This is a genomic window from Streptomyces sp. NPDC003393, assembly GCF_053589015.1.
The window spans coordinates 235,013-261,384 of record NZ_JBSFRB010000008.1; the positions used below are offsets into that span (position 1 = coordinate 235,013).

The 26,372-nt window shown below is 70.0% G+C and carries 24 protein-coding genes and 1 pseudogene; 12 read left to right on the forward strand and 13 right to left on the reverse strand.

Annotated features, from left to right (window positions below):
- The first annotated feature begins 348 nt into the window (after nt 1–348).
- Nucleotides 349–1,527 carry a GDSL-type esterase/lipase family protein gene (locus ACWDUZ_RS11765; RefSeq protein WP_451631638.1) on the forward strand — a complete coding sequence of 393 codons (1,179 nt, stop codon included), beginning with the start codon at nt 349–351 and terminating at the stop codon, nt 1,525–1,527.
- A 103-nt stretch (nt 1,528–1,630) separates the two neighbouring features.
- On the opposite strand, the gene ACWDUZ_RS11770 is transcribed toward ACWDUZ_RS11765, so the two are convergent.
- Complete coding sequence (locus tag ACWDUZ_RS11770; RefSeq protein WP_451631639.1) at nt 1,631–2,599, reverse strand: alpha/beta hydrolase family protein; 969 nt, start codon at nt 2,597–2,599, stop codon at nt 1,631–1,633.
- A 619-nt stretch (nt 2,600–3,218) separates the two neighbouring features.
- Between ACWDUZ_RS11770 and ACWDUZ_RS11775 the strand changes: the two genes are divergently transcribed.
- Entirely contained in the window at nt 3,219–3,374 is a 156-nt protein-coding gene (locus ACWDUZ_RS11775; RefSeq protein WP_451631640.1) for an SDR family oxidoreductase, read from the forward strand.
- A gap of 12 nt (nt 3,375–3,386) precedes the next feature.
- Here the strand turns inward: ACWDUZ_RS11775 and ACWDUZ_RS11780 are convergent, their stop codons facing one another.
- From ACWDUZ_RS11780 to ACWDUZ_RS11790, 3 genes are all read right to left on the reverse strand, one after another.
- Nucleotides 3,387–4,235 (reverse strand): DMT family transporter, encoded by an 849-nt coding sequence (locus tag ACWDUZ_RS11780; protein WP_451631641.1) that lies wholly within the window; start codon nt 4,233–4,235, stop codon nt 3,387–3,389.
- Nucleotides 4,232–4,588 (reverse strand): universal stress protein, encoded by a 357-nt coding sequence (locus ACWDUZ_RS11785; protein ID WP_451631642.1) that lies wholly within the window; start codon nt 4,586–4,588, stop codon nt 4,232–4,234. The genes ACWDUZ_RS11780 and ACWDUZ_RS11785 overlap by 4 nt, the downstream gene beginning before the upstream one ends.
- A 460-nt stretch (nt 4,589–5,048) precedes the next feature.
- Nucleotides 5,049–5,288, reverse strand: a complete 240-nt coding sequence (locus tag ACWDUZ_RS11790) for a hypothetical protein (RefSeq protein WP_451631643.1) — start codon at nt 5,286–5,288, stop codon at nt 5,049–5,051.
- Here ACWDUZ_RS11790 and ACWDUZ_RS11795 point away from each other — a divergent pair.
- The 4 genes from ACWDUZ_RS11795 (at nt 5,266) to ACWDUZ_RS11810 (ending at nt 7,102) form a co-directional block, all read left to right on the forward strand.
- Nucleotides 5,266–5,976 (forward strand): alpha/beta fold hydrolase, encoded by a 711-nt coding sequence (locus ACWDUZ_RS11795; protein WP_451631644.1) that lies wholly within the window; start codon nt 5,266–5,268, stop codon nt 5,974–5,976. The genes ACWDUZ_RS11790 and ACWDUZ_RS11795 overlap by 23 nt on opposite strands.
- A gap of 39 nt (nt 5,977–6,015) precedes the next feature.
- Complete coding sequence (locus tag ACWDUZ_RS11800) at nt 6,016–6,318, forward strand: type II toxin -antitoxin system TacA 1-like antitoxin (RefSeq protein ID WP_451631645.1); 303 nt, start codon at nt 6,016–6,018, stop codon at nt 6,316–6,318.
- The gene (locus ACWDUZ_RS11805) at nt 6,315–6,701 is read left to right on the forward strand and encodes a fic family toxin-antitoxin system, toxin component (RefSeq protein WP_451631646.1); all 387 of its coding nucleotides are present in this window, start codon (nt 6,315–6,317) and stop codon (nt 6,699–6,701) included. The genes ACWDUZ_RS11800 and ACWDUZ_RS11805 overlap by 4 nt, the downstream gene beginning before the upstream one ends.
- Nucleotides 6,702–6,784: 83 nt before the next feature.
- A complete protein-coding gene (locus ACWDUZ_RS11810) occupies nt 6,785–7,102 on the forward strand; it encodes an MmyB family transcriptional regulator (RefSeq protein WP_451631647.1) in 318 nt (105 codons plus the stop codon).
- A 50-nt stretch (nt 7,103–7,152) separates the two neighbouring features.
- On the opposite strand, the gene ACWDUZ_RS11815 is transcribed toward ACWDUZ_RS11810, so the two are convergent.
- Complete coding sequence (locus ACWDUZ_RS11815; protein WP_451631648.1) at nt 7,153–7,866, reverse strand: FadR/GntR family transcriptional regulator; 714 nt, start codon at nt 7,864–7,866, stop codon at nt 7,153–7,155.
- Between the two features lie 130 nt (nt 7,867–7,996).
- Here ACWDUZ_RS11815 and ACWDUZ_RS11820 point away from each other — a divergent pair, with 130 nt between their 5' ends.
- The gene (locus ACWDUZ_RS11820; RefSeq protein ID WP_451631649.1) at nt 7,997–9,733 is read left to right on the forward strand and encodes an IlvD/Edd family dehydratase; all 1,737 of its coding nucleotides are present in this window, start codon (nt 7,997–7,999) and stop codon (nt 9,731–9,733) included.
- 53 nt (nt 9,734–9,786) lie between these two features.
- On the forward strand, nt 9,787–10,974 hold the full coding sequence (locus ACWDUZ_RS11825; RefSeq protein WP_451631650.1) for a fumarylacetoacetate hydrolase family protein: 1,188 nt from the start codon (nt 9,787–9,789) through the stop codon (nt 10,972–10,974).
- A 77-nt stretch (nt 10,975–11,051) separates the two neighbouring features.
- Here the strand turns inward: ACWDUZ_RS11825 and ACWDUZ_RS11830 are convergent, their stop codons facing one another.
- The 4 genes from ACWDUZ_RS11830 to ACWDUZ_RS11845 form a co-directional block, all read right to left on the reverse strand.
- A complete protein-coding gene (locus ACWDUZ_RS11830) occupies nt 11,052–13,433 on the reverse strand; it encodes a beta-xylosidase/alpha-l-arabinosidase (RefSeq protein ID WP_451631651.1) in 2,382 nt (793 codons plus the stop codon).
- A 151-nt stretch (nt 13,434–13,584) separates the two neighbouring features.
- A complete protein-coding gene (locus ACWDUZ_RS11835) occupies nt 13,585–14,481 on the reverse strand; it encodes a carbohydrate ABC transporter permease (protein WP_451631652.1) in 897 nt (298 codons plus the stop codon).
- A gap of 1 nt (nt 14,482) precedes the next feature.
- Nucleotides 14,483–15,385 (reverse strand): carbohydrate ABC transporter permease, encoded by a 903-nt coding sequence (locus ACWDUZ_RS11840; protein ID WP_451631653.1) that lies wholly within the window; start codon nt 15,383–15,385, stop codon nt 14,483–14,485.
- The gene (locus ACWDUZ_RS11845) at nt 15,382–16,713 is read right to left on the reverse strand and encodes an extracellular solute-binding protein (protein ID WP_451631654.1); all 1,332 of its coding nucleotides are present in this window, start codon (nt 16,711–16,713) and stop codon (nt 15,382–15,384) included. Before ACWDUZ_RS11845 ends, ACWDUZ_RS11840 begins: the two co-directional genes overlap by 4 nt.
- A gap of 535 nt (nt 16,714–17,248) precedes the next feature.
- On the opposite strand from ACWDUZ_RS11845, the gene ACWDUZ_RS11850 reads away from it, so the two are divergent.
- Nucleotides 17,249–18,277 carry a LacI family DNA-binding transcriptional regulator gene (locus tag ACWDUZ_RS11850; RefSeq protein ID WP_451631655.1) on the forward strand — a complete coding sequence of 343 codons (1,029 nt, stop codon included), beginning with the start codon at nt 17,249–17,251 and terminating at the stop codon, nt 18,275–18,277.
- Between the two features lie 93 nt (nt 18,278–18,370).
- Here ACWDUZ_RS11850 and ACWDUZ_RS11855 read toward each other — a convergent pair whose 3' ends face one another.
- Complete coding sequence (locus ACWDUZ_RS11855) at nt 18,371–19,444, reverse strand: alkene reductase (protein WP_451631656.1); 1,074 nt, start codon at nt 19,442–19,444, stop codon at nt 18,371–18,373.
- A 109-nt stretch (nt 19,445–19,553) separates the two neighbouring features.
- Between ACWDUZ_RS11855 and ACWDUZ_RS11860 the strand changes: the two genes are divergently transcribed.
- Nucleotides 19,554–19,931 carry a MerR family transcriptional regulator gene (locus tag ACWDUZ_RS11860; protein WP_451631657.1) on the forward strand — a complete coding sequence of 126 codons (378 nt, stop codon included), beginning with the start codon at nt 19,554–19,556 and terminating at the stop codon, nt 19,929–19,931.
- A gap of 175 nt (nt 19,932–20,106) precedes the next feature.
- On the opposite strand, the gene ACWDUZ_RS11865 is transcribed toward ACWDUZ_RS11860, so the two are convergent.
- Entirely contained in the window at nt 20,107–21,162 is a 1,056-nt protein-coding gene (locus ACWDUZ_RS11865; protein ID WP_451631658.1) for a medium chain dehydrogenase/reductase family protein, read from the reverse strand.
- 105 nt (nt 21,163–21,267) lie between these two features.
- On the opposite strand from ACWDUZ_RS11865, the gene ACWDUZ_RS11870 reads away from it, so the two are divergent.
- Both ACWDUZ_RS11870 and ACWDUZ_RS11875 read left to right on the forward strand, forming a co-directional pair.
- Nucleotides 21,268–21,903, forward strand: a complete 636-nt coding sequence (locus ACWDUZ_RS11870; RefSeq protein WP_451631659.1) for a TetR/AcrR family transcriptional regulator — start codon at nt 21,268–21,270, stop codon at nt 21,901–21,903.
- 311 nt (nt 21,904–22,214) lie between these two features.
- The gene (locus ACWDUZ_RS11875) at nt 22,215–23,159 is read left to right on the forward strand and encodes a zinc-dependent alcohol dehydrogenase (protein ID WP_451631660.1); all 945 of its coding nucleotides are present in this window, start codon (nt 22,215–22,217) and stop codon (nt 23,157–23,159) included.
- A 337-nt stretch (nt 23,160–23,496) separates the two neighbouring features.
- Here ACWDUZ_RS11875 and ACWDUZ_RS11880 read toward each other — a convergent pair whose 3' ends face one another.
- Both ACWDUZ_RS11880 and ACWDUZ_RS11885 read right to left on the reverse strand, forming a co-directional pair.
- Entirely contained in the window at nt 23,497–25,944 is a 2,448-nt protein-coding gene (locus tag ACWDUZ_RS11880) for a SpoIIE family protein phosphatase (RefSeq protein WP_451631676.1), read from the reverse strand.
- 313 nt (nt 25,945–26,257) lie between these two features.
- Nucleotides 26,258–26,372, reverse strand: a pseudogene (locus ACWDUZ_RS11885) (transcriptional regulator); the annotation flags it as partial.

Consider the following 26,372-nt stretch of genomic DNA (forward strand, 5'->3'; position numbering starts at 1 on the left):
CGCCATCACGGGCCGTGATCAATGCGTGGTCCGGTGAGGCCCCCTTTCCCTGTGCTCTCCGGCGCTGACGGACATGGGGTGTGTCAGTCATGCCTGGTGGCGCGCCCTGTGGAGCGGTGCGACCGATTTTCCTATAGGCTTTAGGAACGTACCATCGAGATATAGGCAAATCGAGAACCAATGACGGTGCAGAGGACAGGGCCGGATCCGAAGCCGCTGGGCTGGTTGTCGCCGGTGCGGAACCCGCAGACGGCCCCAGTCATCGCCCACAACGGTCCCGCGCACTTACCAGGTCCCGCGTGCCGGCCCGACCCTCTACCGCTGCACCCAGAACCACAGGCTGAGGCAATGAGCACCGAACAGAACTGGATCATCACCCCCATCACCGCCGACTTCCTGCGCGGGCACCTCGAGGCGGAACGGACCGCGCACGGTCTGCTGCCGCACCGGCTGCCGGCCCGAGCGCGCCGGCAGATCCCCGACGGCCGACTGGCCGTGGCCGAGGCTCAGCCGTCCGGCGTGCGACTGGCCTTCCGCACCCCGGCCACCACCATCGAATTGGACGCGCTGCCCACCAAGCGGGTCTACCGAGGCTTCCCGCCCCCGCCGGACGGTGTGTACGACCTGCTGGTCGACGGCCGACTCGCCGCCCAGGCCACCGTGGCCGGCGGGAACCTCCGCACGATCACCGACATGCTCACCGAGACCGCCGAGTTCACCGAGGGACCGGTGGGCACCGCCCGCTTCACCGACCTCCCCCGGGGTGAGAAGGACATCGAGATCTGGCTTCCGCACACGGAGATCACCGAGGTGATCGCCCTGCGCACCGACGCCCCCGTCGAACCGGCCCCGGACAGTGGACGCCGGGTGTGGCTGCACCACGGCAGTTCCATCAGCCACGGATCGAACGCCGTGCACCCCAGCACCATCTGGCCTGCCCTGGCCGCGGCCGCAGGTGGTGTGGAACTGATCAACCTCGGGTTCGGCGGCAGCGCTCTGGTGGATCCGTTCACCGCACGCGCGATGCGGGACACCCCCGCGGACCTGATCAGCGTCAAGCTCGGCATCAACGTCGTCAACAGTGACGCCATGCGCCTGCGCGCCTTCGCCCCCGCCGTCCACGGCTTCCTCGACACCATCCGCGAGGGCCACCCGACGGCACCCCTGCTGGTGGTGTCGCCGATCCTGTGTCCGGTCCAGGAAGACACCCCCGGCCCTCTCATGCCGGACCTCGACAGCGAGACCCTCCGGTTCAAGGCCACCGGCGACCCGGCGGAAACCGCGGCCGGACGGCTGACGCTCACCATCATCCGCGATGCACTCGCCGGCATCGTCAAGCAGCGGGCCGCCGACGACCCGAACCTTCACTACCTCGACGGACGCGACCTCTACGGCGAGAGCGACCACGCCGAGTTCCCGCTGCCGGACGCTATCCACCCCAGTCCCGAGGGCCACCGCCGCATCGGCGAGAACTTCGCGAAGCTCGTGTTCGCCGACCACGGCCCCTTCGCGGCCGAGGCCGGCTGATCCCGGGCGCCGGCCCCGTACCGTGCGGAAGACGCGGGCACGCGCGTACCCAGGGTGCGGAGCGGGTGCGCTGGGCGGGTCAGAACGTCAGGACGCCAGAGCGTCACTTCGATGCGATCGTGCCCATCGGGTCGGGCGCGTTCCGCAGGGCGGTGGTGGCCTCGGACCATGCGTCGCCGTCGAGGTGGAGGGCAGTGCGGAGGTAGGCCCAGACGAGCGCCCTCAGCGCGGCCACCCGCTCGGGGTTCTCGTCGGTCGTCTCCGCCGCGTCGTACGCGGACACCCCGCCAAGGCCGTGCTCGGCCTCGTGCAGCATGAGCATGCTCTTGGGACCGGGGCTGAGGAAGTACGCGTCCGCGCGCCAGTCCTTGCGCTCCGAGAACGCGGCGTTCCAGTCGTTCTCGCCCAGGACGATGAGGGCCGGCGTCGTCATCGTGGAGAAGTCGGTGGTCCCGAGGATCGGGTAGTGCTCCTTCGCGAACGGGGCGAGGTCCTCACCCCTGCCCGGCGGCGCCATCAGCACACCCGCCTTGATCCGGTCGTCGGACAGTTCTACGAGGTTCCCGTCGGCCGGGTCGGTGACCCGCTGGCCGCACAGCAGGCCGACCGTGTGCCCGCCCATCGAGTGCCCGACCGCGGCGATCCGGCCGCGGTCCAGGCGCTGGGGCCCGTCGAGGTGGGGCAGAGCGGCCTCGATCCGGTCTAGGTTGTCGAGGATGAAGCGCATGTCCTCGGCCCGGGACCGCCAGTACAGCGGCGCATCCGGGTCGTCCGACTCACGCAGGCCCAGTGCCATCGAGTCCAGGTGGGTGGGCTGGATCACGGCGAAACCGTGAGCGGCCCAGAAGTCCGCGACGGGCCCGTAGCCGTGCAGAGATGACACGAAGTTCGACGGACCGTGGCCGTGCGACAGGAGAATCACGGGCAGGTCGGTGCCCGTCGAGGGTGTGGAGATCTTGAGGTGGAGGTCCACGGTCCGGCCCGGAACGGACAGAACGACGGGACTGACCGAGGTGACGGGGGTGGATTCGTCGACGGGGATACCGGCGGTCTCGGTGAACGGCGTGCTCATGGGGTGTCTTTCCTCTCGGGTCTTGCGGTCTCTTGGCTTCACGCTGCTTGGGACGATGCTGGGGCGGAGCAGCCGCGGTAGGTCGGGGAGGTCGGAACGCACCGCATGCCCGCGTCCATGAGCGCCTGCCGCTCTGGGTGTCGACGGAATCCAGTCGCTCTCGATGACCGGGATCGTTCCTGACACACTCCCCCCGGCGGGGTAGGCGGATCAGCGTTCCGTTTCAACATACGGATCACTGTTCCGCTTTGTCAACGCCGCATCAAGGAGGCAGTCGACGTGGGTGGGGCCGGGTGAGTCGTCAGGTTCGTCGCCTGGCCCCGAGCGCTTCCCCAACACGTGCTCGATCAGCTCCGGGTGCCCCTGGTACCAGTCGAAGAGCTGCCCGACCGACTCGGCAACGGCGGCGGTCGGCTCGGGGAATCGTGGTCCGCCCCCGCTCCCGGCATGGCCGCCCCGCTGTCGGGCGTCGGTGCCGTGGAGACCCTCACCAGGGCCCTGGCCGTGGAGTTCGCGCCCGCACGGCTGCACGTGAACACCGTCCGCTTCGGCCGGATCGACACCCGCTCTGGCGTTCGCGGCCGGGGCTGGACTCCGACGAGGCGATTGCCGCCGCCGGATGACCACGCTCCTCGGCCGCCTCGGCACCGCTCAGGAAGCCGCGGCCTCTGCCCTCTTCCTCATGGCCGACAACTACGTCACCGGCCAGATCATCACCGTCGACGGCGGCGAAACCCTCACCTGGCTCCGTCCTCACCGCCTGAACCCAACATGATGTGCTCCCTGCTCATCGGCGCACCAGTGGCGACCTGTCCAGCACGACGATGCCGATCACGGCGAGGGCCGCGCCGAGGATCTGGACAGCGAGGTATCCCGACGTGGCCAGGCGTTCCTGGAAGGCGACGGCGCCGATCAGGACGGCGCCGATCGGCTCGATGGTGTCGATGAGTGGGAGGCTGATTGCCAGGGATCCTGCGTGGAACGCGCTCTGCGCCAACAGCAGTCCCGCTCCGCCGACAAGGAGCAGCGCGTACGGCTCCCAGTGGCCGAGCGCTTCCAGACCCCGATTACGGAACAGACCTGCCGCACTGTTGGTCAACGCGTCCAGCAGCGCGAAGACCAGCCCGGCGGCCGCCGCGTACGCGGCCGCGCGCACCCTGCCGGAGGACCGCAGCCCCGCACTGACCAGTACGGTGACGCAGGCAGCGACGACCACCAGGAGCGGCAGCCACCTCCATACGCCGGGCCGGCCCTCGCCTGCGGGCGGGGGCAGCACGGCCAGAAAGGCCGCAACCCCGCCGGCGGTGCACACCATGCCTGCCACATCCCGCCGGGTGAGACGCATGTGCCGCCGCCGGGCAATGAGCGGCAGGGCGAAGAGCAGGTCCGTCGAGGCCAGAGGCATGACGAGGACCAGCGGACCGAAGGCGAGAGCCGCACCCTGGATGACGAAGGAGAAGGCTGACAGGGCAATTCCGGCCAGCCACAGTGGCCGATGAGCCAGAGCCCAGATCAGGCCTGGCCGAAGGGACTCCCTTTCGGGAATGCCCTCGGCAGCCGCCTGCTGCAGCACCGCCGCCACGGCGAAACAGCATGCGGCCAGGAGCGCGGCCGCAACGGCAACGATGAACGTCAATCCCGTACTCCCCGTACCACCGCGACCGAGCAGTACGCATGACGCGGCATGGCCCGGCTGTCCGACCCCGGAGGGAGCCCGGCGAACCCACCGCCGCCTCGTGAACCGACCACCGACAGCTGAGCGGGCCGGCCACGCACCACCCGCGGGTAGGTCACCACGCCCAGGCGGCGCCTCTTGGGGTCGGCGAGTGCGTCAAACAGCAGCCGGCCCTTTGCCTCGGCCGACGTCTCGTGCGGGTACCCGCAGGGTGCGGGCGGGTTCTGCGGATCGGGCATCGGCGCCTCCCACGCGGTCCAAACGTGCAGCGCCACCAATGGCGCATCTCGCAGTTCAGCATCGGACGACGACATCGCTCGTCATCACCTCGCTGACCGTGCTGTGATGGGCGGCCATCTTCGCAGCTCCTCCCTCGAACGGGTCTCCTCGACGCTCGGAACACCCGGTCGGCAAGGTTCGGCGACCGTCCGAGTCCGGCACCAGTCGGTCCGGCACCCTCTGTGCTTTCCATCGGTGGTGGACGGTTCCTGTCTCCGACACCGGCCACCGCACGCGCTGGGCCTGCCGTACCGGCTGCACTCTTCGGGACGTCTCGAGTACCCGCCCGCCGGGGTCGTTCACGGGCGCCCCGTTCCGCATCGGGCGGTATGGGGCGCAGTATTCCGGCGGCGACCGTCGTGGACCGGCGGAACCAGACCGTGCCTCCGGCCGGCTCTTCAGTGGCGTACCGCGCCGCCGGGAGCCGGCCGTGACGCGGAAGAGCCCGGCTGGGACACGTCGGGCTCGCGCCCCGGGTGGTCGTCCTCCGTCATCTCAGCGGGACGGGCCGAGGACGATCTGGCCGTAGAGGTCGGCGGCCTCGGCCATCTTGACGGGGTCCAGCTTGAAGTCTTCGGGCCGGGGCGTCCTGATGTCACGTCCCGCGTGGCGGAACATGCCCTCGATACCCCCGGGCGTGGCGATCATGAGCAGATCGGCGGTGTCGGAGGTGATGCGGTAGCTGTGCGGGATGCTGCGGGGAAGATAGACGATGCCGCCCTCGGTCATCTCCATCTGCTCGTCCCCACCCGCCGCGGACGGCTACGGCACGGACGACCAGGCCCAGGACATGCGGGAATCGGTCCAGCGGCTCAGCGGCGGCAAGGACAAGCTCCGCCTGGTGGGCCACGACATCGGGGGCATGATCGCCTTCGCCTACGCCCGCCGCCATCCGGACGAGGTCGAGTGCCTGGCTCTGGTGGAACTCGCCCTGCCGGGGCTGGGGCTGGAGCGCGCGATGGACCCGGCCAGGGGTGGCTCCTTCCACTTCGGGCTTTTCATGACCCCTGAGGTGCCGGAATTGCTGCTCGCCGGGCGTGACCGCGCCTTCTTCCAGTGGTGGTTCGCGCGGCTGTCCGCCCAGCCGCACGCCTTCCCGCCGGCCGAGATCGATGCCGTCGCCGCCGCCCACAGCGGGACGGAGGCCCTGCGCCGGGGTTTCGAGCACTACCGGACGCTGATCGCCGACGGCAGGACCAATCAAGCCTGGAGTCGGTCCGGCGGCATCCTGGACATGCCGGTCCTGGCCGTCGGCGGCGAGCACAACGCGGGCGACCGACTGGCACATGCCCTGCGGCCCGTAGCCGCCGACCTCCGGTCAGCCGTGATCAGGGACAGCGGCCACTTCGTACCGGAGGAACAGCCGCAGGCCCTGCTGGCCGAACTGCTGCCGTTCCTCGCCGGGCAGTACGACACCCGGTGAGGCCGGCCCGTCGTCGGTATCGGCGGTACCGTAGGTACCATGTCGCATGTGAAGGCCATGAACCTCCGGTTCCCCGATCCGGCCCAGCGCGCCGCGATCGAAGCTGCCGCGAAGCAAGAGGGTGTCAGCCTGCAGGAGTACATCCTGTCCGCCGCCTACGCTCGGGCCACGGCCGTGGAGAGCAGCTTCCTGAACGCGTTCGGCGAGTCGATGTCCCGCAGTGCGGAGGCGTTCGCCGAGGCGGCCGGCGTGGCCGATCCCAGCTCTCAGCAGCGTGCGGCGGAGTTGGCGGCACGGCGTGATCTCGAGAAGCCGGAGTCGAACCGGGGTCACGCCGCGTGACCCAGGATCGATCGCCGCACCCGCTCGATGTGAGCTTCTTGCTGCACGCCGCCGAGCTGCTGCACGGCGACCCGCAGGTCGACGACTTCGGGCCCCTGTATGCCGCAGTCGCCCGCGTCAACGCACGGCCTCTGGAGCGGGACGTCTACGGCTCGGTGCACCTCAAGGCCGCCGCGCTGCTGCAGACCCTCGTGAGACTGCCGTGCCTTGAACACTCCAACGAGGCCTTCGCCTGGCACTCCGCGGAGGCGTATCTGGCCCTGAACGGGCACCGGCTCGAGTACCCGCCGAAGGAGGCGGTCGCCCTGGTCCGGGAGGCGGCGTCCGGCGTGCTGGGTGTCGGCCTGATCGGCCGTCAGCTGCGCGCGTGGAGTGCCTCCTGAGCGGACCCCAGCGAGCCCTGCGGAAGTCGCCGGCCCCATCGCGACAAATGGACGCCCTTTCAAGGTCGTCCAAGGGCTCATCGGTGACGTACATCCCGCCCCGCGCCTTCCCCGGCAGGCAGCGGCGCCGTCGAAGCTGTGCAGTACTGGTCCGGGACCTGTCGGCGGGCAGCCGGCGCTTCGCCGAACTGTGGGCGACCGGAGCCGTCGCCGCGCACCGGAAAGACCACAAGATCGTCCAGCACCCGGCGGCCGGGCCGATCTCGGTGGACTGCGACGTACTGGCCGACGGCGACACCGAACGCAAGATCGTCGTTCTCGCCGTGGCCGCCGGCACCCAGGACGAGACCCGTTTCGAGCGTGCCGTGGACCCGGTCCTGCAGGGTTCCCACAGCGCCTGATCACCAGCGACATCGAGCGGAACGGACGGCCGCGCACCGCCTGCCAGAGGTCATACGGCATCACGCGGCAGCCCCGGTGACTGGGCGATCTCCTTCTCGGCGGCTTCGACGACGGCCAGTACGGCGGCTGCCGCGGCGGCGGGATCGTTGGCCACGACGGCCTCGACGATGGCACGGTGGCCCGGCAGCGAGGCTTCCACCGCGCCCGGCGTCTGGGTGCTGACGAGGAAGCTGTGTTCCAGCGCGATGTCGATGGCGCGGCCCAGTGAGCCGAGCAGCCGGTTGCCGCCGGCGTCGAGCAGGGCCCGGTGGAAGGCGATGTCGGCCTCGACGTAGCCGCTGCGGCCGGGTTCCGCCGCTGCGGCCTCCATGGCGGCAAGGGCGTCGTACAGGGCTCGTACGTCGTCGGGGCCGGCCCGGTGGGCGGCGAGCCGGGCCGCCTCCGGCTCGACGATCCGGCGCAGTTCGCTCGTGTCGCGCAGCAGTGCCGTGGCGTCCCCGGCCTGTTTCCAGCGCAGTACGTCACGGTCCAGGTGGTTCCAGTGCTCGGGGGGCAGTACGCGCGTGCCGGTGCGCGGGCGTACGTGCAGCATCCCCTTGGCCACCAGAGCCTTGACCGCCTCCCGCAACACGCCCCGGCTGACGCCGATCTCGGTGGCGAGCAGGTCCTCGACCGGGAGGGAATCCTCCGGCCCCCACACTCCGCCCACGATGCGCCGGCCGAGCTCGTCGACGACGCGCTCGTGCATGGTCGGAAAGTGCATCACGATCTTCGTTCACCCCTGGACGACATTCATCGAATCATTTAATGATTGCTCCCAGACTACGGCCTGCGGGCCCCCGTCCGACATCGCTCCACCGCACCAGCCGACCGAGAGCCACGGGAGTACCCACATGACCGACGGGAAGATGCCGAGCCGTCGCAGCCAGGCATGGTTCGGGGCGAGCGGCCGCGGCGGGATGCTGTACCGCTCCTGGATGCGGAACCAGGGGTTCGGACACGAGGTGTTCGACGGCCGCCCTGTCATCGGCATAGCGACCAGCGCCTCCGAACTCGCCCCGTGCAACGCGCACCTGACCCGGGTCGCCGAAGCCGTCAAGCGCGGAGTGTGGCAGGCGGGCGGCTTCCCGCTGGAGTTCCCCACCATGGCCACCGGCGAGACGCTGATGCGCCCCACCGCCATGCTCTATCGCAACCTGATGGCCATGGAGGTCGAGGAGCTGATCCGGGCGAACCCGCTCGACGGGGTCGTGCTGCTGTCCGGCTGCGACAAGACGACGCCCGCGATGCTGATGGGCGCCGCCAGTGTCGACCTGCCCGCCGTCATGGTCACCGGCGGGCCGATGCTCAACGGCAAGTACCGGGGCCAGGACGTGGGGTCCGGGACGCATGTGTGGAAGTTCGAGGAGGACCTCAAGACCGGTCGGATGACCGAGGAGGAGTGCTTCTTCGCCGAGGGCTGCATGGCCCGCTCCAACGGTCACTGCATGACGATGGGAACCGCCTCGACGATGGCCTGCATGGCCGAGGCGCTCGGCATGCAACTCCCGGGCTCGGCGGCCTGGCCGGCCGTCGACTCGCGGCGGATGGAGACCGCGCAGGCGGCCGGGCAGCGCATCGTGCGGATGGTGGAGGAGGAGCTGCGCCCCTCACAGATCCTCACCCGGGAGGCGTTCGAGAACGCCATCCGGGTCAACGCGGCCATCGGCGGATCCACCAACGCCATCATCCATCTCACCGCCCTCGCTGGCCGCGTCGGTGTCGCCCTGGACCCTGAGGACTTCGACGCCCTGGCGCGCGAGGTGCCGACCCTGGTCAATCTGATGCCCAGCGGCAAGTACCTGATGGAGGACTTCTGCTACGCGGGCGGACTGCCGGCCGTCATGGCCGAGATGCTGCGCGGTGAGCTGCTGCACGGGGAGCAGATCACCGTCACCGGACGCGGCGTCGCGGAGAACGTCGCGCACGCCGAACGCGTCGACTCCGATGTGATCACCGGCCTCGACGCCCCCTTCCAGCCGGCCGGCACCGGTACCGCCGTGCTGCGCGGAAACCTCTGTCCCGACGGCGCGGTGATCAAGCAGTCCGCCGCGTCGCCGCACCTGCTCACCCACCGCGGCCCCGCGCGCGTCTTCGACTCCCCCGAGGCCTACCACGAGGTCGCCGACGACCCGGAGCTCGACGTCGACGAGAACACCGTGCTCGTCATCCGCTACGCCGGCCCGAAGGGTTACCCCGGCATGCCCGAGGTGTCCAACGTCCCGCTGCCCGCCAAGCTGCTGAAGGCAGGGATCAAGGACATGGTGCGCATCTGCGACGGCCGGATGAGCGGCACCGGGTACGGGACCGTGGTACTCCACGTGGCCCCTGAGGCCGCCGTCGGCGGCCCCCTGGCCCTGGTACGCGACGGGGACCCGATCGTCCTCGACGTCCCGAACCGCACCCTGCGCCTGGACGTCGACGACGCCGAGCTCACCCGTCGCCGGGAGGCGTGGAAGGCTCCCGGCGAGCGGCACACCAGCGGCTACGCCTGGCTCTACACCCAGAACGTGGAACAGGCCGACAAGGGCGCCGACTTCGGCTTCCTGCGCGGATGCCGCGGACACGAAGTCCCCCGGGACTCCCACTGAGTCCGCAGCCTGCGGCACCCCTACCCGAATCCAGGAGAACAGGAAGCGCCATCGTGGAATCGGCAGCAACGCCCCCGCGTCCGGTCCTGACCACCACCTCCGTTCTGCCGGAGGACGCCGACCAGGCCGCCCTCGTCGCACGCGTGCACGACCCGGAGTGGAACGGGCCCTGTGTGGCGGCCGTGCGGGGCGAGCGGGTCGTCGACCTGACGGCCATCGCACCCACCGTCTCCGACCTGCTGGAACGCGACGACGCGGCGGCCATCGTCCGCCAGGCCGACGGCGGACACACCTGGCGCCTCGACGAACTGCTGCAAGCCCCGACCGACCGCCGTGACGTCGCGCATCTGCTCGCCCCCGTCGACCTGCAGGTGATCAAGGCCGCGGGGGTCACCTTCGCAGGGAGTCTGCTGGAGCGTGTCGTCGAGGAGCGCACGGGCGGCGATCCGGCACAGGCGGCGCGGGTGCGCGAGCGCATCGGGCAGGTGGTGGGCGGCACCCTCGACGGCGTCCGCCCCGGATCGCCGGAGGCTCACAAGGCCAAGGAACTTCTGGTCTCCGAAGGACTGTGGTCACAGTATCTGGAGGTCGGACTCGGGCCGGACCCGGAGGTGTTCACCAAGGCACCCGTGCTGTCCGCGGTCGGCACCGGCGCGGACATCGGTGTGCTCGGCGCCTCGGAGTGGAACAATCCCGAGCCCGAGGTCGTCCTCGTCGTGGACTCACGCGGCCGGGTACGCGGCGCGACCCTCGGCAACGACGTCAACCTCCGCGACATCGAGGGACGCAGCGCGCTGCTGCTGTCCCGGGCCAAGGACAACAACGCCTCCTGCGCGATCGGCCCGTTCGTCCGCCTGCTCGACGACCGCTTCGACCTCGACACCGTACGCGGGCTGGACGTCTCCCTGCGGGTCGACGGCACGGACGGCCACGTACTGGACGGCAGCAGCTCCATGCGCGAGATCAGCCGCGACGTACTGGATCTGGTGGCCGCCACCCACGGTGCGCACCATCAGTACCCGGACGGTTTCGTGCTGTTCACCGGCACCCTGTTCGCCCCCACCGAGGACCGGCACGCACCGGGCACGGGCTTCACCCACGAGCACGGCGACATCGTACGGATCTCCAGCCCCCGGCTCGGGGCTCTGGTCAACACCGTCACCGTCAGCGAGCAGGCCCCGCCGTGGACGTTCGGCGTCGGCGCGCTGATGCGCAACCTCTCCCAGCGTGGCCTGCTCTGAAGCGACGACCACCTGCCCGGCTGCGGATCCGGGTGCGCAGCACCGCCACTGGCGTGACGGCGCTGCGCACACCCGGCTCAGGACCGTGCCACGGGCTCCCGCCCGAACGTGGCGTGCATGCGCCGTGTGTGGTCCACAGGGCGCTGGGCTCCGGTCAGCGTGACCCTGGCGGTCAGGCGCGGATCGGCGCTGGAGGCGGCCAGCCGCAGTTCCAGTTCGCCCGGTTCGACGAGGCGCCGGCCGTCGCGCCCGGTGAAGGAGGCGAGGTCGGAGGGGACCGTGACGCGGACGCGGCAGGCCTCGCCCGGCTCCAGTTCGAGCCGGGTGTAGCCGATCAGACGCTGCACCGGCTGGACGACGGAGGCCACCGGGTCGTGCAGATAGAGCTGGACGACCTCGGTTCCGGACCGTCCGCCGGTGTTGCGGACGGTGCAGGCGAGGGTGAACTCGCCGTCCGTGGGAGCCTCCTGGGTGTCCACGGTCAGGTCGCTCCAGTCGAACCGCGTGTAGGACAGGCCGTGGCCGAAGGCGAACGCCGGGGTCGGGTCGATGTTGGACACGTCGCTGGCGTGCGCGAGCCGCGCGCCGAGGTACGTGGTCGGCTGGGAGCCGGGCCGGCGCGGCACACTGACCGGGAGTCGTCCGGAGGGATTGACGCGTCCGCTGAGGACGCCGGCGATCGCGTGCGTGCCCTCCTCGCCCGGGAAGAAGGACTGGACGATCGCGGCGGACTCCTCCACGGCGCGGCCCAGGGCGTAGGGCCGTCCCGCGAGCAGCACGGTGACCACGGGTGTCCCCTGATCGAGCAGGGCGTCGAGCAGGTGCTGCTGCGCTCCGGGCAGGTCCAGCGTCTCGGCGTCGCAGCCCTCGCCGCTGGTGCCCCGCCCGAACAGCCCCGCACGGTCGCCGAGCGCCACCACGGCGACGTCGGCCTCGCGCGCCGTCCGGACGGCCTCTTCGATGCCGGAGAGGTCGCCGTCGTCGATTCCGGTGCCGCGGGCGAGCGTGACCTCCGCGTCGGGGAACTCCGCGGCGAGGGTGTCGCGCAGTGTGGGCAGCTCGATGCCGAGCGGGGTCCCGGGGTGGCGGACGCCGATGTGCTGGGGGAAGGAGTAGCAGCCCAGGACGGCGGTGGGTTCGTCGGCGTTGGGACCGATCAGGGCGATGCGGCGCGGCCCGGTCAGTGGCAGGGTGCCGTCGTTGCTGAGCAGCACGACCGCCTTCTCGGCGATCTCGCGGGCCAGTCGGCGGTTCTCGGGCCGGTCCAGGTCGACCGTGCCGCGCAGGGCGTCCGGGTCGTCGGCGGACGCGCCGTCGAGCGCGGCCGGCATCGGGCTCCAGTCGGGGTCGAGCAGGCCGAGCATCGCCTTCTGGGTGAGGACGTGGCGCAGGGCGCGGTCGATGACTTTTTCCGGTATGCGGCCCTCGGTGACGGCCTGGACGAGGGGTTCGCCGTACGTCTTGACGTTGGGCAGTTCGACGTCGATGCCCGCGTGCAGCGCGGCGCCGGCGGCGCCGGCCCAGTCGGCCGCGACGCCGTGCAGCGTCTTGAGGAAGGCGATGGCGAAGTAGTCGGCGACGACGGTGCCGTCGAAGCCCCAGGTCTCCCGCAGCAGCCCGGTGAGCAGGTTCTCGTCGGCGGCGGACGGCATGCCGTCGGTGTCGGTGTAGGCGTTCATCACCGACCGGGCGCCGCCCTCGCGGATCGCCATCTCGAAGGGCGGCAGCAGAACGTCGGCCCGCTCCCGCGGGCCCACGGAGGAGGGGGCGAGGTTGCGGCCGGCGCGGGAGGCCGAGTAGCCGACGAAGTGCTTGAGGGTGGAGACGATGCCGGCGGCCTCGAGACCCTGCACGTACGCCGTGCCGACGGTGCCGACGAGGTAGGGGTCCTCGCCGATGGTCTCCTCCACGCGGCCCCAGCGGGCGTCGCGGACCACGTCGAGGACGGGCGCGAGGCCCTGGTGGACGCCGACGGCCCGCATGTCACGGCCGATGGCGGCGGCCATGCGGCGCACCGTGTCCGGGTCGAAGGTGGCGCCCCAGGACAGCGGAACGGGGTAGGCGGTGGCACCCCAGGCGGCGAACCCGGCCAGGCATTCGTCGTGCGCGAGAGCGGGAATGCCGAAACGGTTGGCCGAGGCGATGCGGGCCTGTGTGCGGGCCAGGGAGAGGGCACCGAGCGCGGGGTCGACGGGGACGGTGCCGAAGGGGCGGGTCAGCTGACCCAGCCCGGTGGGCAGCAGCGCCTCGAGATCGACGGCCTCCTCCATGTCGTGCTGATGGGGGGCCACCTCGCCGCCCTGATCGGAGGCGCCCACCCACACTCCGTACAGCTGGGCGGTCTTCTCCTGAAGGGTCATCGCGTCGATCAGGGCGTCGACCCTGTCGGCGACGGGAAGGGCGGGGTCGTTCCAGAGGGGGATTTCGGGGGTGGTCTCTACGGCCACGTCGGCGTTCACGTTCCTTCCACGCCATCAGACCCTGGACCAGGGCTGACGGATGAACAGATGGACGAGCAGGATGGGCGGCCCAGGCCGCGCCACGGCTCTGGGCAGGCCCTGACGCACTCCTCGGCGCCGGGCCTGCCACCGGCCACGGTGTCGGCGTCGGTCACCGGCTGAATCCGGCGGTCAGACCGCTGAGCATCTGACGGCGGCCGAAGGCGTACAGGACCAGGACGGGCAGTGTGGTGAGGACGACGGCGGCGAGCACGGCCGGGACATTGACGCCGTACTGGCCCTGGAAGGTCCACAGTGCGAGCGGCAGGGTCCGGCGTTCGGGACTCTGGGTGAGGACCAGCGGCAGCAGGAACCCGTTCCAGATGGTCAGTCCGTTGAAGATGGTCACGGTGAGGAGGGCCGGGCGGGTGAGCGGGGCCGCCAGTCGCCACAGCGTCGTCCACTCCCCTGCGCCGTCGACCCGCATGGAGTCGAACAGTTCCTTGGGTATGTCGCGGACGAAGTTGGCGAGCACCAGCACGGACAGCGGGATGGCGAAGGCGATCGACGGCAGGATCAGCGCCAGCAGACTGTCGTACAGATGCAGTTTGATGATGATCAGATAGACCGGGATCACCGTCGCCTGCAGCGGGATGGCCAGCCCCATGAGGAACAGCCCGTTGATCACCCGAAGGCCCCGCATGCGCCAGCCGCGCACGATCGCGTAGGCGGCCATGAACGAGAACGCGACCGCCGGCACCACGGCGCCGACGGTGACCACGACGCTGTTGACGAAGTAGCGGACGAAGTCGGACTCGATGACCAGCCGGTAGTTCTCGAGTGTGGGGTCGCTCGAGGGCGCCAGCGGGTTGCTCGCGTAGTAGCGGCTCTGGGCCTTGAAGCTGGTGATCAGAATCCAGTACAGGGGCACGGCGACGACGACGAGCCAGATCCACCCGGCCAGGCCGGCGCCCCAGTTGTGCCGGCGGGCCGCCGGACGGGTGTGACGCTGCCGCTCGCGGCCGTCGGCCTTCTGCGACTGCTGCGCCTCGGTGAGCGTGGTGGTCACGTCAAACCCCCTCGAGTTGGCTCTCACCGGCGTCCCGACCTCCGAGCCGGCGCAGCAGCAGGGCGAGGGCGAGGCCCACGAGGACCAGGATCACCGCGATGGCGCTGGCCGGTCCCATCTGGCTGGCCCGCCATCCCCGTTTGTACATGTCCAGCGCAAGGACGCGGGTGGCGTCTCCCGGGCCGCCCTCGGTCAGCACCCAGATGAGGTCGAAGAAGGTCAGCGACCCGACGACCATCAGCGTGGACGAGGTGATGATGGTGTACTTCAGCTGGGGCAGCGTGATGCTGAAGAACTGCCTGATCCGTCCGGCCCCGTCCAGCTGCGACGCCTCGTACAGGGACTTCGGGATCTGCTGGACACCGGCCTGGTAGATCAGTGAGTGGAACGGGACGAACTGCCAGGAGACGATGAAGACGACGACACCGAACGCGAGCCCGGGCCGCCCCAGCCAGTCCTGGCTGAGCAGCTTGATCTTCAGCCCGGCGCCGAGCCCGAAGTTGGGGTCCAGCAGGGCCTTGTACGCGACCGCGATCGCGGCGGAGCTGAGCAGCAGCGGGATGAAGTACACCACGCCCAGCACCGCGCGGTAGCGCTGGCGGCCGGCCATGAACGTGCCGAGCAGAAGGCTCAGGGGCGTCTGCACGGCCCAGGACACGATCATCACCAGGAACGTCACCCAGAGGGCGTGCGGCAGCCCGGGGTTGGTGAGCACCGTGCGCCAGCTGGTCAGTCCGGACGCGTGGATGGCGCCGATGCCGTCCCAGGTGGTGAAGCTGAGCACGAAGACGCCGACGAGCGGAATCACGGCGAAGCAGACGAAGACCACCAGCGCCGGCGTCGCCAGCCACGGCAGGATGCTGCGTGGCCGGCGACGCGGCGGATGGCTGGTGAACGCGCTCATTTGCCGATGACCGCGTTGAGGTTGTCGGCGAACTGCTTCGGTGAGATGGACAGCTGGAACAGCTTGGAGATGTTGTCCAGCAGCGTCTCGGCGGCCGTCGGACTGAGCGCCTGGTCCCAGGACTGGCCGAACGTCTTGGCCTTGCTGGCGATGTCATAGGTGAGCTGGAGGAATTCGGCGCTCTTGGACGCGGCCAGCAGCTTCTCCGTGCCCAGCCGGATCGGCACCGACCCGTTGTCGATCCATGCCTTCACCTCGGCGTCCTGGAGGACGCCGGTGGCGAAGAATTCCTTGGCCACCTTCTTCTCCTCGGCGCTGGCCTTCGAGGAGATGGACAGATACTGGGCGGGGTTGCCGACGGTGTTGCTCGGATCGCCCTTGCCGCCTTCGACGGGCGGGAAGTTCATGTAGCCGAGTCCGCCGCTGGAGACGAAGTCCCCGCCGTCGGCCTGCTGGATGCCGTACGACCAGGCGCCGTGCAGCATCATCGCGGCCTTACCGGTGTACAGCAGCGCCTGGTCGGCGTTGGAGTCCGCGGTGATCGAGGAGAAGCCCTTGATGAACCCGTTGGCCTTGACCAGCTCCTGCACCTTGGTCAGCGCCGTGATGGCGGCCGGGTTGGACCAGGCGTTCTTCTCACCCTCGATGACGGCCTGGAAGATCTCGGGACCGCCGATGCGGTCGAACAGGAACTCCAGCCACATCATGTTCGTCCACTGGGACTGGCCGCCCAGGGAGAACGGTGCGATGCCCTTCGCGTTGAACTTGGGCACCAGGGCCATGATGTCGTCCCAGGACTCCGGCGGCTTCGCGCCGACCTGGTCGAAGACCTTCTTGTTGTAGAAGAGGACGATCGGCTGCACGGTCTCGCACGGCATCGCGTAGATCTTGCCGTTGACGGTCCCGGCGCCGAACGAGGACGGGAACAGCCGCTGCTTGACCTCGGAGTGCTCGTCGAACCACGAGGTGAGGTCCTCGACCTGGCCCGCCTGCACGTAGGTGCGCAGTGTCCCGCCGCCCCAGCCCCAGATGATGGTGGGCGCCTGCCCGGCGCCGATGGCGGTCTTGATCTTCGTCTTGTACGCGTCGTTCTGGAAGGTGGTGTCCCTGATCTTCGTCTTGGGGTGGGCCTTGTTGAACGCCTTCACCGCGCCGGCTCTGACGCCTTCCTGCGGCTGGCCGTTCAGGTACCAGTAGGTGGCTCCGGCGGTGCTCTGGCCGGGGCCGGACGAGCCGCAGGCCGTCAGCGCCGCGGAGACCGGTATGCCGGCGGCCAGGCCGAGGACGGCACGCCGGGAGAGGGTACGCCGAGAGAGAGGGATGTCCATGCTTTTCTCCGCACTCGAGAGCCACCGGCTTCTCGTGAGTCGTGGTGAAAACGTTTCGAAACAGCCGACTTACAATCCCGTCCGTGCAAATTAGGTTTCGCGTCAAGGCCATGTCAAGGCATGTGCAAGAACATTGCCGGGCAGCCTCCAACTGCATAGTTTCGAGCGGACGCGGCTCTCGACAAGCCTCTGACAGGCGTCGAAACTTTTCGAAAACCCAGGGCGAGTGCCGGGAGAGTGAGCGTGCGATGGCTGCAACCGATGCCCCGCCGGTGACGGACCAGGTCAGGGCGCGCCGGCAGGGGTGTGATGCCGCCGGTGCCGTGCCGGATCGATGTCCTGCCGGTCGGGACGACGGTGGCGTGGCGGCGATCGGCGCCGCCCACCGGCTCCGGCCCGTGGGCGTTCCGCGGGTGCGGCTCCCCCGCCCTGCGGGTTTCCTGTCGGGTTACCGTACGGTCGACCGGTTCCACCAGCGTCGCCGTCTACGACCGGCGGCTCACCGCACCGGTGCATGTACGTCTGAGAGGAACTGATGCCACCGAACGCCAGGCGCACCACTTTGGCGGACATCGCCCAAGCGGCCGGGGTCTCCGTCGCCACCGTGTCCAAAGTGGTCAACGGCCGCGGCGACGTGGCGCCGCGGACCCGCGCCCGGGTGCAGGAACTGCTGCATCAGCACGACTACCTCGCGCCCGTGTTCCGCCACACCGAGGCCTTGGAGATCCCGACCATCGAGGTGCAGTTCCAGGGCGGCCTCAAGTCGTACGTGGCCAAGGCCCTGGAAGGCATCATCGACTCCGCCGCCGAAGCAGGCGCCTCCGTGGTGATCAGTCAGGCGTCCCGCGCCCCGCACTGGGCCCGGGAGCTGGTCTCGGCCGGGCGCCGCGCCGTCATCGCGGTCACCAGCGTGTACACCGCCGCGCACCTGGAGGAGCTGGCGCGGGCCGGGCTGCCGCTGGTCGTGCTGGACCCGCTGCACCTGCCGGACAGCCGGGTCAACAGCGTCGGGGCGACGAACTTCTCCGGGGGCCTGGCGGCGACCCGGCACCTGCTTTCCCTCGGCCACCGCCGCATCGCCTATCTCGGCGGACCGGCCATGGCCGTGGGCAACCAGGCACGCATGCACGGCTTTCGCGCCGCCATGGAGGCGGAAGGAGCGACCGTACCCGACGCCTACGTCCGGCCTGGGGAATTCACGTACGAGACCGGCCTGCGGGGCGCCGCGGCACTGCTGGACCTGGTGGAGCCGCCGACGGCGATCTTCACGGGCAACGACGAGATCGCCCTCGGTGTCATCGAGACCGCCCGCTCCCGGGGCCTGCGCGTCCCCGAAGACCTGAGCTTGGTGGGCTTCGACGACACGGACCTCGCTCAGATGGCCTCGCCGCCCCTGACCACCGTGCGTCAGCCGCTGCGGGAGATGGGCGCCGCCGCCCTGCGTACCGCGCTCCGGCTGGCCGCCGGCGACAAGGTCGTGTCCCACCACATAGAACTCGCCACCGAACTCGTGGTCCGCGCCTCGACGGCACCACCGGCGGAAGAGGCCCCGGCGCGCAAGTAGTCGCAGGCGGGGCCCCTTCGGGCGGGGCAGTGCCCGTGACGGCCTGCGCCCCGGACCGGCGCAGGCGCGCACCCCGCTCGCCGGCGGCCGGCCTCAGGCCGCGTACTGGTACGCCGGGTAGGTCAGGTAACCCGCGTCACCGCCCTGGTAGTACGTGGCCTCGTCGACAGGAGCGATCGGAAGTCCGTTGCGCAGCCGCTCGACCAGGTCGGGGTTGGCGATGAAAGCGCGGCCGAAGCTGATGAGTTCGGCTCCCAGGCGGAGCCAGTGATCGGCCTCGGCCTTCCCGGCCTGCTTGGGCCCCAGCGGGAACACCGGGTTCATGACGAGGGTCCCCGGCCACGCGCGACGCAGGCCGACGAGCACCTCTTCGTCGGTGGTGGCCTCGAGGTGGACATAGGCCGGCTCGAGGCGGGCCAGCTCGGTCAGCAACTCGGTGTAGAGCTCGGTGACATCGGTCTCCTCCGCTCCCCAGAGCCCGGCGCCCGGGGACAGGCGGATGCCGGTCCTGGCCGCCCCGACGGCCTCGACGGTCGCGGCCACCGCCTCGACGGCGAACCGGATCCGATTGCGTACCGGGCCTCCGTAGCGGTCCGTGCGCAGGTTGGCGTTCGAGGAGAGGAACTGAGAGATCAGATAGCCGTTGGCACCGTGCAGCTCGACCCCGTCGAACCCGGCGTCGACGGCACGGCGGGCGGCCTCGGCGTACGAGCGTGCGTGCTCGGGGACTTCGGCGGTCTCCAGGGCGCGCGGCACCGGCGCGGGCTGCGGCCCGGTCGGGGTGAACACGTCACCGACGGCGGGGACGGCCGAGGGCCCGACAGGCCGCATACCGGTGGTGTCGGGGTGCGAGACCCGGCCGCCGTGCATGATCTGCGCGAAGATCCGGCCGCCGTTGGTGTGCACGGCATCGGTCACCTGGCGCCAGGCGGCGACCTGCTCGTCGGTGTGCAGTCCGGGTGTGCCCGGGTTGGACTGTCCGATCAGGCTCGGCTGTACGCCCTCGGTCACGATCAGCCCGGCCGTCGCCCGCTGGGCGTAGTAACGCGCCATCGACGGCGTCGCCAGACCGCCGGCGGCGGCCCGCACTCGCGTCATCGGGGCCATCACCACACGGTTGGGCAGCGTCAGATCGCCGAGCTGGTGGCGGGTGAAGAGAGTTGTCATGTCAGGTTCCTTCGCGGTCGCAACCCTGGATTCGGCTACGACGCGTAGGCTAAAAGCTGACATCAATGTGAGGGGCAAGCGTGCCGTGGGTCACACCGGAGGAGGCAGCGTGCGGATCGGAGAACTCGCGTCACGAGCCGGAGTCAGCGTCCGGTCTCTGCGCTACTACGAAGAGCAGGGTCTGATCACCAGCGTCCGCAGCGCCGGCGGCCAGCGGCACTACACGGACAGCGAGGTGGAACGGGTCGCATTGATCCAGCGCTTGTACACCGCGGGCCTGTCCAGCCGCACCATCGCCGAGCTGCTGCCTTGTGTCGATTCTCCCAGCGAGGACAACTCCGACACGGCGCTGGAGCGGATGGCGCAGGAACGTGACCGCCTGTCCGAGCACATCAACGACCTCATCCGCACCCGCGACGCGCTCGATGTCCTGATCGACACGGCCCGCGCGCACCGGGAGACTCTGCGGACACCGGTGGCCCGCTGATCGAGGACGTGGGTGCGCCGGCCTCTTGCGCGTTGCGGCTCGGTGGGTGGCGGGGCGCCGGCGTTCGGGGACGGCGGCGAGTCTGTGGGTGGTGCGGCGGCGCGTTCGAGGACGGCGGCGGGGGTGCGGCCGCCGCTGCGGCGCCGGCAGACGCCGGACGCTTGCGGCACCGGTTTCACACGCGGTCCTGGTCGGGCAGGATGACGACCTTGCCGGCGACGGTGCGGGACTCGGCGAGGGCCAGTGCCGCCGAGGTGTCGGCCAGGGGGAACCGCGCGGCGATCTGCGGTTCGATGACGCCCTCGGCCAGCAGGGTCAGCACCTGTGTGAGGTCTTCCCTCAGCCGGTTCCGGAAGTCCTCGAGGCGGCGCTTGCCGGCCCAGAAGTTGTAGAAGCGCGCGCTTTTGCCGTTGGGCAGCAGGTTCCACAGCGTCAACCGTGCGAACAGCTTCAGCACCGGCAGCTGTGCATTGCCGTCGGCGTCCTTCGTGGCCGCCGTCCCGTAGGAGACCAGCGTGCCGCCGCGGCGCAGGAGCCGCCATGACCGCACCACTCCGCTGCCGCCGACGTGGTCGAACACCGCGTCGACGCTGTCCGGCGCCAGCGCCCCGAGCTGCTCGTACACGTCCGGGTCGCGGTAGTCGACCGGGGTCGCGCCCAGCTTGCGCACGGCCTCGTGGTGACGGGCGGACGCGGTGGCGAGGACGGTGATCCCGGCGTGCCGGGCGAGTTGGACCAGGGTGGAGCCGACACCGCCGTTGGCGCCGAGCACCACGACGGTTCCGCCGGAGCGCACCTTGGCCACCCGGTGGAGCATCTGCCAGGCCGTGATGCCGTTGACCAGGACGGTCTCGGCGGCGGCCGCGTCCACCGAGTCCGGCACGGCCACCAGGTCGGCGGCGTTCAGGAGCAGGTGACTCGCCCACGCACCGACCTTGGTGACGGCGGCGAACCGACGGCCGATGAGGGCTGTGTCCCCTCCCGGGCCGACCGCGGTCACGGTGCCGACCACGTCGTAGCCGGGGACGAAGGGAAACGGCGGCTGGTCGAAGTACTTGCCGCGACGCATCTGCTGTTCGGCGAAGGACACGCCGGTGGCTTCCATGCGCAGCACGACCTGGCCTGCGGTGGGCGCCGGGAGTTCGCGGGTGGTGACGCGCAGGCCGTCCGGGTCGGTCTTGCCCGGCAGGACGACCTCCGTGACCGTGCTGCTGACAGGGGTGCCGCTCATGATCTGCTCCGCTTCTCTCGAATGGCTAACAGTCGTAAGGATACAGTCGTTAGCAACACAAGACCAAAGCTTACATCCATAAGCTTCCGCACGTAAGGTGAAGGCATGGAAGAAGACACAGCAGCACCACGGGTTCGCAACCGTCGGGGACAGGGCGCGCGACTGCGCGACGAGATCGTGGCAGCGGCAGTCCACCTGCTCGATGAAACCGGCGACGAGAGCGCCGTCACCCTGCGGTCCGTCGCCCGCCGCGCAGGGATCGCCGCACCCTCGATCTACCGCCACTTCGCCGACCAGCCCGCCATCATGCTGGCCGTGGTCCGCGACGCCTTCGCGGAACTGGACGAACAGCTGCGCGCTGCCCTGGACACCGCGGAGGACACACCCCGCAAGCGCCTGACAGCTCTGTGCCACGGCTACCTGGAGTTCGCACAGACCCGTCCCGGTCGCTACCGCACCATGTTCGGGGGCCTGTGGATCCCCGACCTCAAGGTAAGTTCGGTGACCGAAGAAGACGTGGCAACCCTGGGCCAGACCACCCTGCAGCTGTTCGCGGGAGCCCTCGAGGACTGCGTCACCGCGGGCCAGGCGACCAGCACCGACGTGCCCGCCGACGCGATCGTGCTGTGGCTCGGACTCCACGGTCTCGCCCACCAGCGAGCCGCCGCCCCTTCTTTCCACTGGCCACCGGACATCGCCGAACGCCTCATCAGCACCCTCGCGCACTACACCGACACCTGAACCAGGGACAGGGCACTCCGATGCGGACGGGGTGACTGGCCGCCGCTCGCAGCCGGTCCTCTCCCGCCGAGTGAGCGTGCAAGTGCGCGAGTGAGGGTGGGAGTGCGAGTCCTGGGAATGCCAGTGCCTGGCCGGCGGTCCTGATCCCGGCGAACCTGGAGCAACGGCCCGACGGACCGTCCATGGTCCTCACAGACGCCTGTGCCGCACTGTGCCGCCGCTCATGTTCCGAGGCTCGACATGTACCGATCCGCACGTAAACACTTCGCTGCCGACGTCGCGTCCGTGGGCCAGGCCAGAATGAGGATCTGATGCGCGCGGTCATGAACATCGGCGGCATACGGACTGTCGATGTGCCGGAACCAGCAGGGGACGACGGCGTGCGCCTGTCGGTCGTCTCAGCAGGGATCTGCGGAACGGACGTCGGTTTCGTGTCGGCGGGAGTCTCCGGCTTCGTCTACGGACACGAGTTCGCCGGGATCGACGACGAAGGACGAGGGTGGTTCGTCGAACCCACCGTCTACGGCGGTCAATGCGAACAGTGCCGACTCGGCCATACGCAGCGGTGCACCGAGGAGGGGCACGGGAACCTCGGCGTGTTCAGCGACGGCGGAATGGCCGAGCGGGTGCGGGTGCCCGAGTACACCCTGTTGCCGCTGCCCGACGGCCTCGACGTCCGGGACGCCTGTCTGATCGAGCCGGGTGCGGTCGCCTGGCACGCGGTGCGGCGCGCTCGGATGCGGCCCGGTGAGCGTCTGCTGGTGGTCGGCGGCGGGCCCATCGGGCTGTTGGCCGCCGCGGCGGCACGGACCGCCGGCCATGACGTCGACGTGGCGGCGAAGCATCCCCATCAGCGGCACGCGGCCGACAAACTGAATTGCGGGGAGCCGGACGGCGAATACGACGTCGTGATCGACGCCGCGGGAAGCAGTTCCAGTCTTCACAGCGCTGCCGCGGCCGCCCGTCGCGGGGGGCGCATCGTGTCCACCGGTGTCTACCAGGAGAACGCACCCGTACCCGGGATCGTGAGCCTGACGAAGGAACTCACCTTCGTGCACTCCATCGCTTACGGCCGCCACGACGGGGTCCGAGAGGTCGAAGAGGTCGCACACCTGCTTGCGGCGAGGCCGGAGATTCCCGCCACTGTCATCACTCACCGATTCCCCATCGACGCCGCCGCGGAAGCATTCCGGGTCGCTGCCGACCGCGCGTCGGGCGCCATCAAAGTCGTGATCGAGCCCACCGACGCTCGCTGAGGTTGTCCCGGCGAGGAGTACGAGGCGGTCGATGACACGGCCGCCCGGTGCAACCGCCCCCTGCACTCACCGTGCCCGGGCCGAGCTCAACCTCCGGTTGCAGCGGGGACTGACCGAGGACGAACATTCCGCCGGACCTCATCCGGATGATGGAGTTGCTGCGGACCGGCATGCCAGCCCTGCGGGAATCGCCGACGACGAGGAACAGGTCGACACCGCCGCCCAGGCCCACCGCTTCACGAACGCGCGCCCGCAGTTGCTCAACTCCTCGAACCGGGCCGAGGGCCGAACAGGGAGGGTGACGGCCGGACCGTCGGCTGCGGGCCGGGCAGGCCGCCTACACGGCGCACTCGGCCCAGATCGTCTTGCCCGCCGCGGTCTGGCGGGCACCCCAGCGCTGGGAGAACTGGGCGACCAGGAACAGACCGCGCCCGCCCTCGTCGAAGGTCCGCGCCCGGCGCAGGTGCGGGGCCGTGGCGCTGGCGTCGGAGACCTCGCAGACGAGGGCGTGGTCGACGTGGATCAGTCGCAGCACGATGGGCTCGCGGGCGTACCTAATGGCGTTGGTGACCAGTTCGCTGATGATCAGTTCCATGATGAAGACGGCATCGTCCAGTCCCCAGGCGGCCAGCCGGTCGGCCGCTCGCCGGCGGACCTCGGCGACGACAGCGGGGTCGGCGGGCAGGTCCCAGGTGGCCACCCGGTCGGCGTCGAGCGCACGGGTGCGGACGATCAGCAGTGCGGCGTCGTCGACGGAGCGATCGGGGAGCATCCTGCCCAGCACGTCGTCGCAGACGCTCTCCAGCGGCCCGGCAGACACCGCCAGGGCCTGGCGCAGCCTGTCGAGCCCGAGATCGACGTCCCGGTCGCGGGATGTGACCAGGCCGTCGGTGAACAGGGCGACGAGACTTCCTTCCGGCAGTTCCAGCTCGAGGGTCTCGAACGGCAGACCGCCCACACCCAGCGGAGGACCGGCGGGCACGTCGAGGAAGCCGACGGAGCCGTCCGGGGTGACCACCGCCGGCTGTGGATGACCGGCGCGGGCGATGCTGCAGCGGCGGGAGATCGGGTCGTACACCGCGTACAGACAGGTGGCGCCGATCTCGCTGGAGACGTCCTCGCCCTCGTCCAGTGCCTCGTCCGCGGACCGGCTGATGACCAGGTCGTCCAGCTGGGTGAGGAGTTCGTCGGGAGAAAGGTCGACATCGGCGAGCGTGCGGACCGCGGTGCGCAGTCCCGCCATCGATGCGGAAGCGCGGATACCGTGGCCCACGACGTCCCCGACGACCAGGGCGACTCGGGCGCCGGACAACGGAATGAGGTCGAACCAGTCACCCCCCACGCCGACCCGGGAGTCCGCGGGCAGATAGCCGCTGGCCGCTTCCACCGCCGCGTGGCTGGGCAGCCGGTGCGGCAGCAGACTCTGCTGGAGGGCGACGGCCGTCGCGCGCTCTTGTGTGTAACGGCGTGCGTTGTCCACGCAGACCGCCGCGCGGGCCACCAGTTCCCCCGCGAGGACCAGATCGTCCTCGGCGAAAGAATCCGGCCGCCCTCGGCGTGCCAGGACGACGACGCCGAGGGGGTGTCCCCGGGCGCGCAGTGGCACGACCATCACCGAGTCGACGGCGCAGTCCAAGCCCTGCCCCACCGGCGGCAGCTGCCCGACCCAGTGCACGAAGTCGGCATTCCCCGGTCTCACCAGGACAGGAGCGCCGGAAGCCAGAATGCGGCCCACGGGTGAGTCTTCCGCGAGCATCTTTCTCTCCCCCGGCGACACCGATGTCACGGATTCCCCGAGAACGCTCCTGCCAGCGACCCGTTGCAGCACAAAGCTCCCGGGAGCCAGTCCGGCGGCCGGTTCCTCACTGCGCAGCACCGATTCCAGGAGATCGACGGAAGCGACGTCGGCGAACCTCGGGACGGTCACGTCGGCCAGCTCCCGGACCGTACGCTCGACGCTCAGGGTGGTCCCGATCCGGGCTCCGGCCTCGTCCAGCAGGGAGAGCCTCTCCTTCCCCAGATGCTCGGCGGTGACGTCGAGCGCGCAGGCCCACACACCCCGGACATTGCCTTCCGGCTCCTTGAGCGGGTGGACGTAGAGGGCCCACGCACGGGGTCGGGACTCGCCGGGCGCTTGCAGGAAGGCCCGTGCGTGGGCAGGCTCACCGGTCTCCAAGACCCTGAGGATCATCTGCTCGTGCTCCACGTAGGAGGAGCCGACGGCGAACTCCGTCAGGCGCAGCCCACGCGCCTGCTCCTCGCAGGTGCCCATCGATCTGGCGCACGCGTCATTCATCCGGAGCAGCCGACCGTTCTCGTCGTAGATCGCGGTGGAGAAGCCCGACTGCTCGAACCCCCACTCCGCGAACACCTCCTCGTCGCGCGGGCAGCGCTCGGCTCCGGGGGCGGCCACCAGGGCCCATCGTGCGGCTCCGTCCTCCTCGGCCGTGGGAACAGCCAGTAGTTCGACGGTGACACGGCCGCCATTATGGTGTCGCAACTCGATCCCGGCGCTCCACGGCGAGCGTGCCGCAAAGGCTCGCCGGATCGATTCGGGCAACCGCCCGACGATCAGGTCGGTCGCGGAATGCCCCACGACTTCGGAAGGGGTGTGACCGAGCAGCCGCTCGGCACCGGTGCTCCACCTTCTGAGAACGCCGTGGTCGTCGACCACGGCTGCACCCAGACAGGCCGGCGCCCATTCAAGATCCACCGGTGTCCCAGCCGAGGCGGTGAGATACCCGTCCATGGCCACTCGTTCACTCTCAGGAGCGCCTGCCCTCATGTGTTCCGCATGTGCCGTGACGGTACGAAACAGCCTAATGCCGCCCATTCACTGCGGCTAGACGGGCGCTCTGCCGCAGGTGAGCCATGAGGATGGCTGATGCATACAGCGGTTTCGGCGGGACCGAGGACAGGCAACAGCCGGAGCAGGAAAGCGTTGACGAGCACTGCGAGGTCACGCGGTCGTCGCGAACTACGCGACAATCGCAAGTCCGGGTGCCGATCCCCCGGCGCGTGTGCTGAAACCGGCGTACTCCGTCTCCCCGTCGCCCGGACCGCTCCGGCCACCTGGCCGTTCCGGCCGGGGACGTCCCCTACGCGGCGAAGCCGATGTTGGTGACGTACTCGTACTGGCCCCACTCGGAGCCGAGGTCGACGACCGCGTCGCTGATCCAGGCGTCGTCGAGTGCCGCTTCGTCGTCGTTGACC

Bases quoted from the DNA above. Each gene is read 5' to 3' on its own strand.
- ACWDUZ_RS11765 (WP_451631638.1), top strand. From the start codon at position 349: ATGAGCACCGAACAGAACTGGATCATCACCCCCATCACCGCCGACTTC.
- ACWDUZ_RS11770 (WP_451631639.1), bottom strand. From the start codon at position 2,599: ATGAGCACGCCGTTCACCGAGACCGCCGGTATCCCCGTCGACGAATCC.
- ACWDUZ_RS11775 (WP_451631640.1), top strand. From the start codon at position 3,219: ATGACCACGCTCCTCGGCCGCCTCGGCACCGCTCAGGAAGCCGCGGCC.
- ACWDUZ_RS11785 (WP_451631642.1), bottom strand. From the start codon at position 4,588: ATGTCGTCGTCCGATGCTGAACTGCGAGATGCGCCATTGGTGGCGCTG.
- ACWDUZ_RS11795 (WP_451631644.1), top strand. From the start codon at position 5,266: ATGCCGCCCTCGGTCATCTCCATCTGCTCGTCCCCACCCGCCGCGGAC.
- ACWDUZ_RS11790 (WP_451631643.1), bottom strand. From the start codon at position 5,288: ATGGAGATGACCGAGGGCGGCATCGTCTATCTTCCCCGCAGCATCCCG.
- ACWDUZ_RS11800 (WP_451631645.1), top strand. From the start codon at position 6,016: ATGTCGCATGTGAAGGCCATGAACCTCCGGTTCCCCGATCCGGCCCAG.
- ACWDUZ_RS11815 (WP_451631648.1), bottom strand. From the start codon at position 7,866: ATGCACTTTCCGACCATGCACGAGCGCGTCGTCGACGAGCTCGGCCGG.
- ACWDUZ_RS11820 (WP_451631649.1), top strand. From the start codon at position 7,997: ATGACCGACGGGAAGATGCCGAGCCGTCGCAGCCAGGCATGGTTCGGG.
- ACWDUZ_RS11840 (WP_451631653.1), bottom strand. From the start codon at position 15,385: ATGAGCGCGTTCACCAGCCATCCGCCGCGTCGCCGGCCACGCAGCATC.
- ACWDUZ_RS11845 (WP_451631654.1), bottom strand. From the start codon at position 16,713: ATGGACATCCCTCTCTCTCGGCGTACCCTCTCCCGGCGTGCCGTCCTC.
- ACWDUZ_RS11850 (WP_451631655.1), top strand. From the start codon at position 17,249: ATGCCACCGAACGCCAGGCGCACCACTTTGGCGGACATCGCCCAAGCG.
- ACWDUZ_RS11855 (WP_451631656.1), bottom strand. From the start codon at position 19,444: ATGACAACTCTCTTCACCCGCCACCAGCTCGGCGATCTGACGCTGCCC.
- ACWDUZ_RS11865 (WP_451631658.1), bottom strand. From the start codon at position 21,162: ATGAGCGGCACCCCTGTCAGCAGCACGGTCACGGAGGTCGTCCTGCCG.
- ACWDUZ_RS11870 (WP_451631659.1), top strand. From the start codon at position 21,268: ATGGAAGAAGACACAGCAGCACCACGGGTTCGCAACCGTCGGGGACAG.
- ACWDUZ_RS11875 (WP_451631660.1), top strand. From the start codon at position 22,215: ATGCGCGCGGTCATGAACATCGGCGGCATACGGACTGTCGATGTGCCG.
- ACWDUZ_RS11880 (WP_451631676.1), bottom strand. From the start codon at position 25,944: ATGAGGGCAGGCGCTCCTGAGAGTGAACGAGTGGCCATGGACGGGTAT.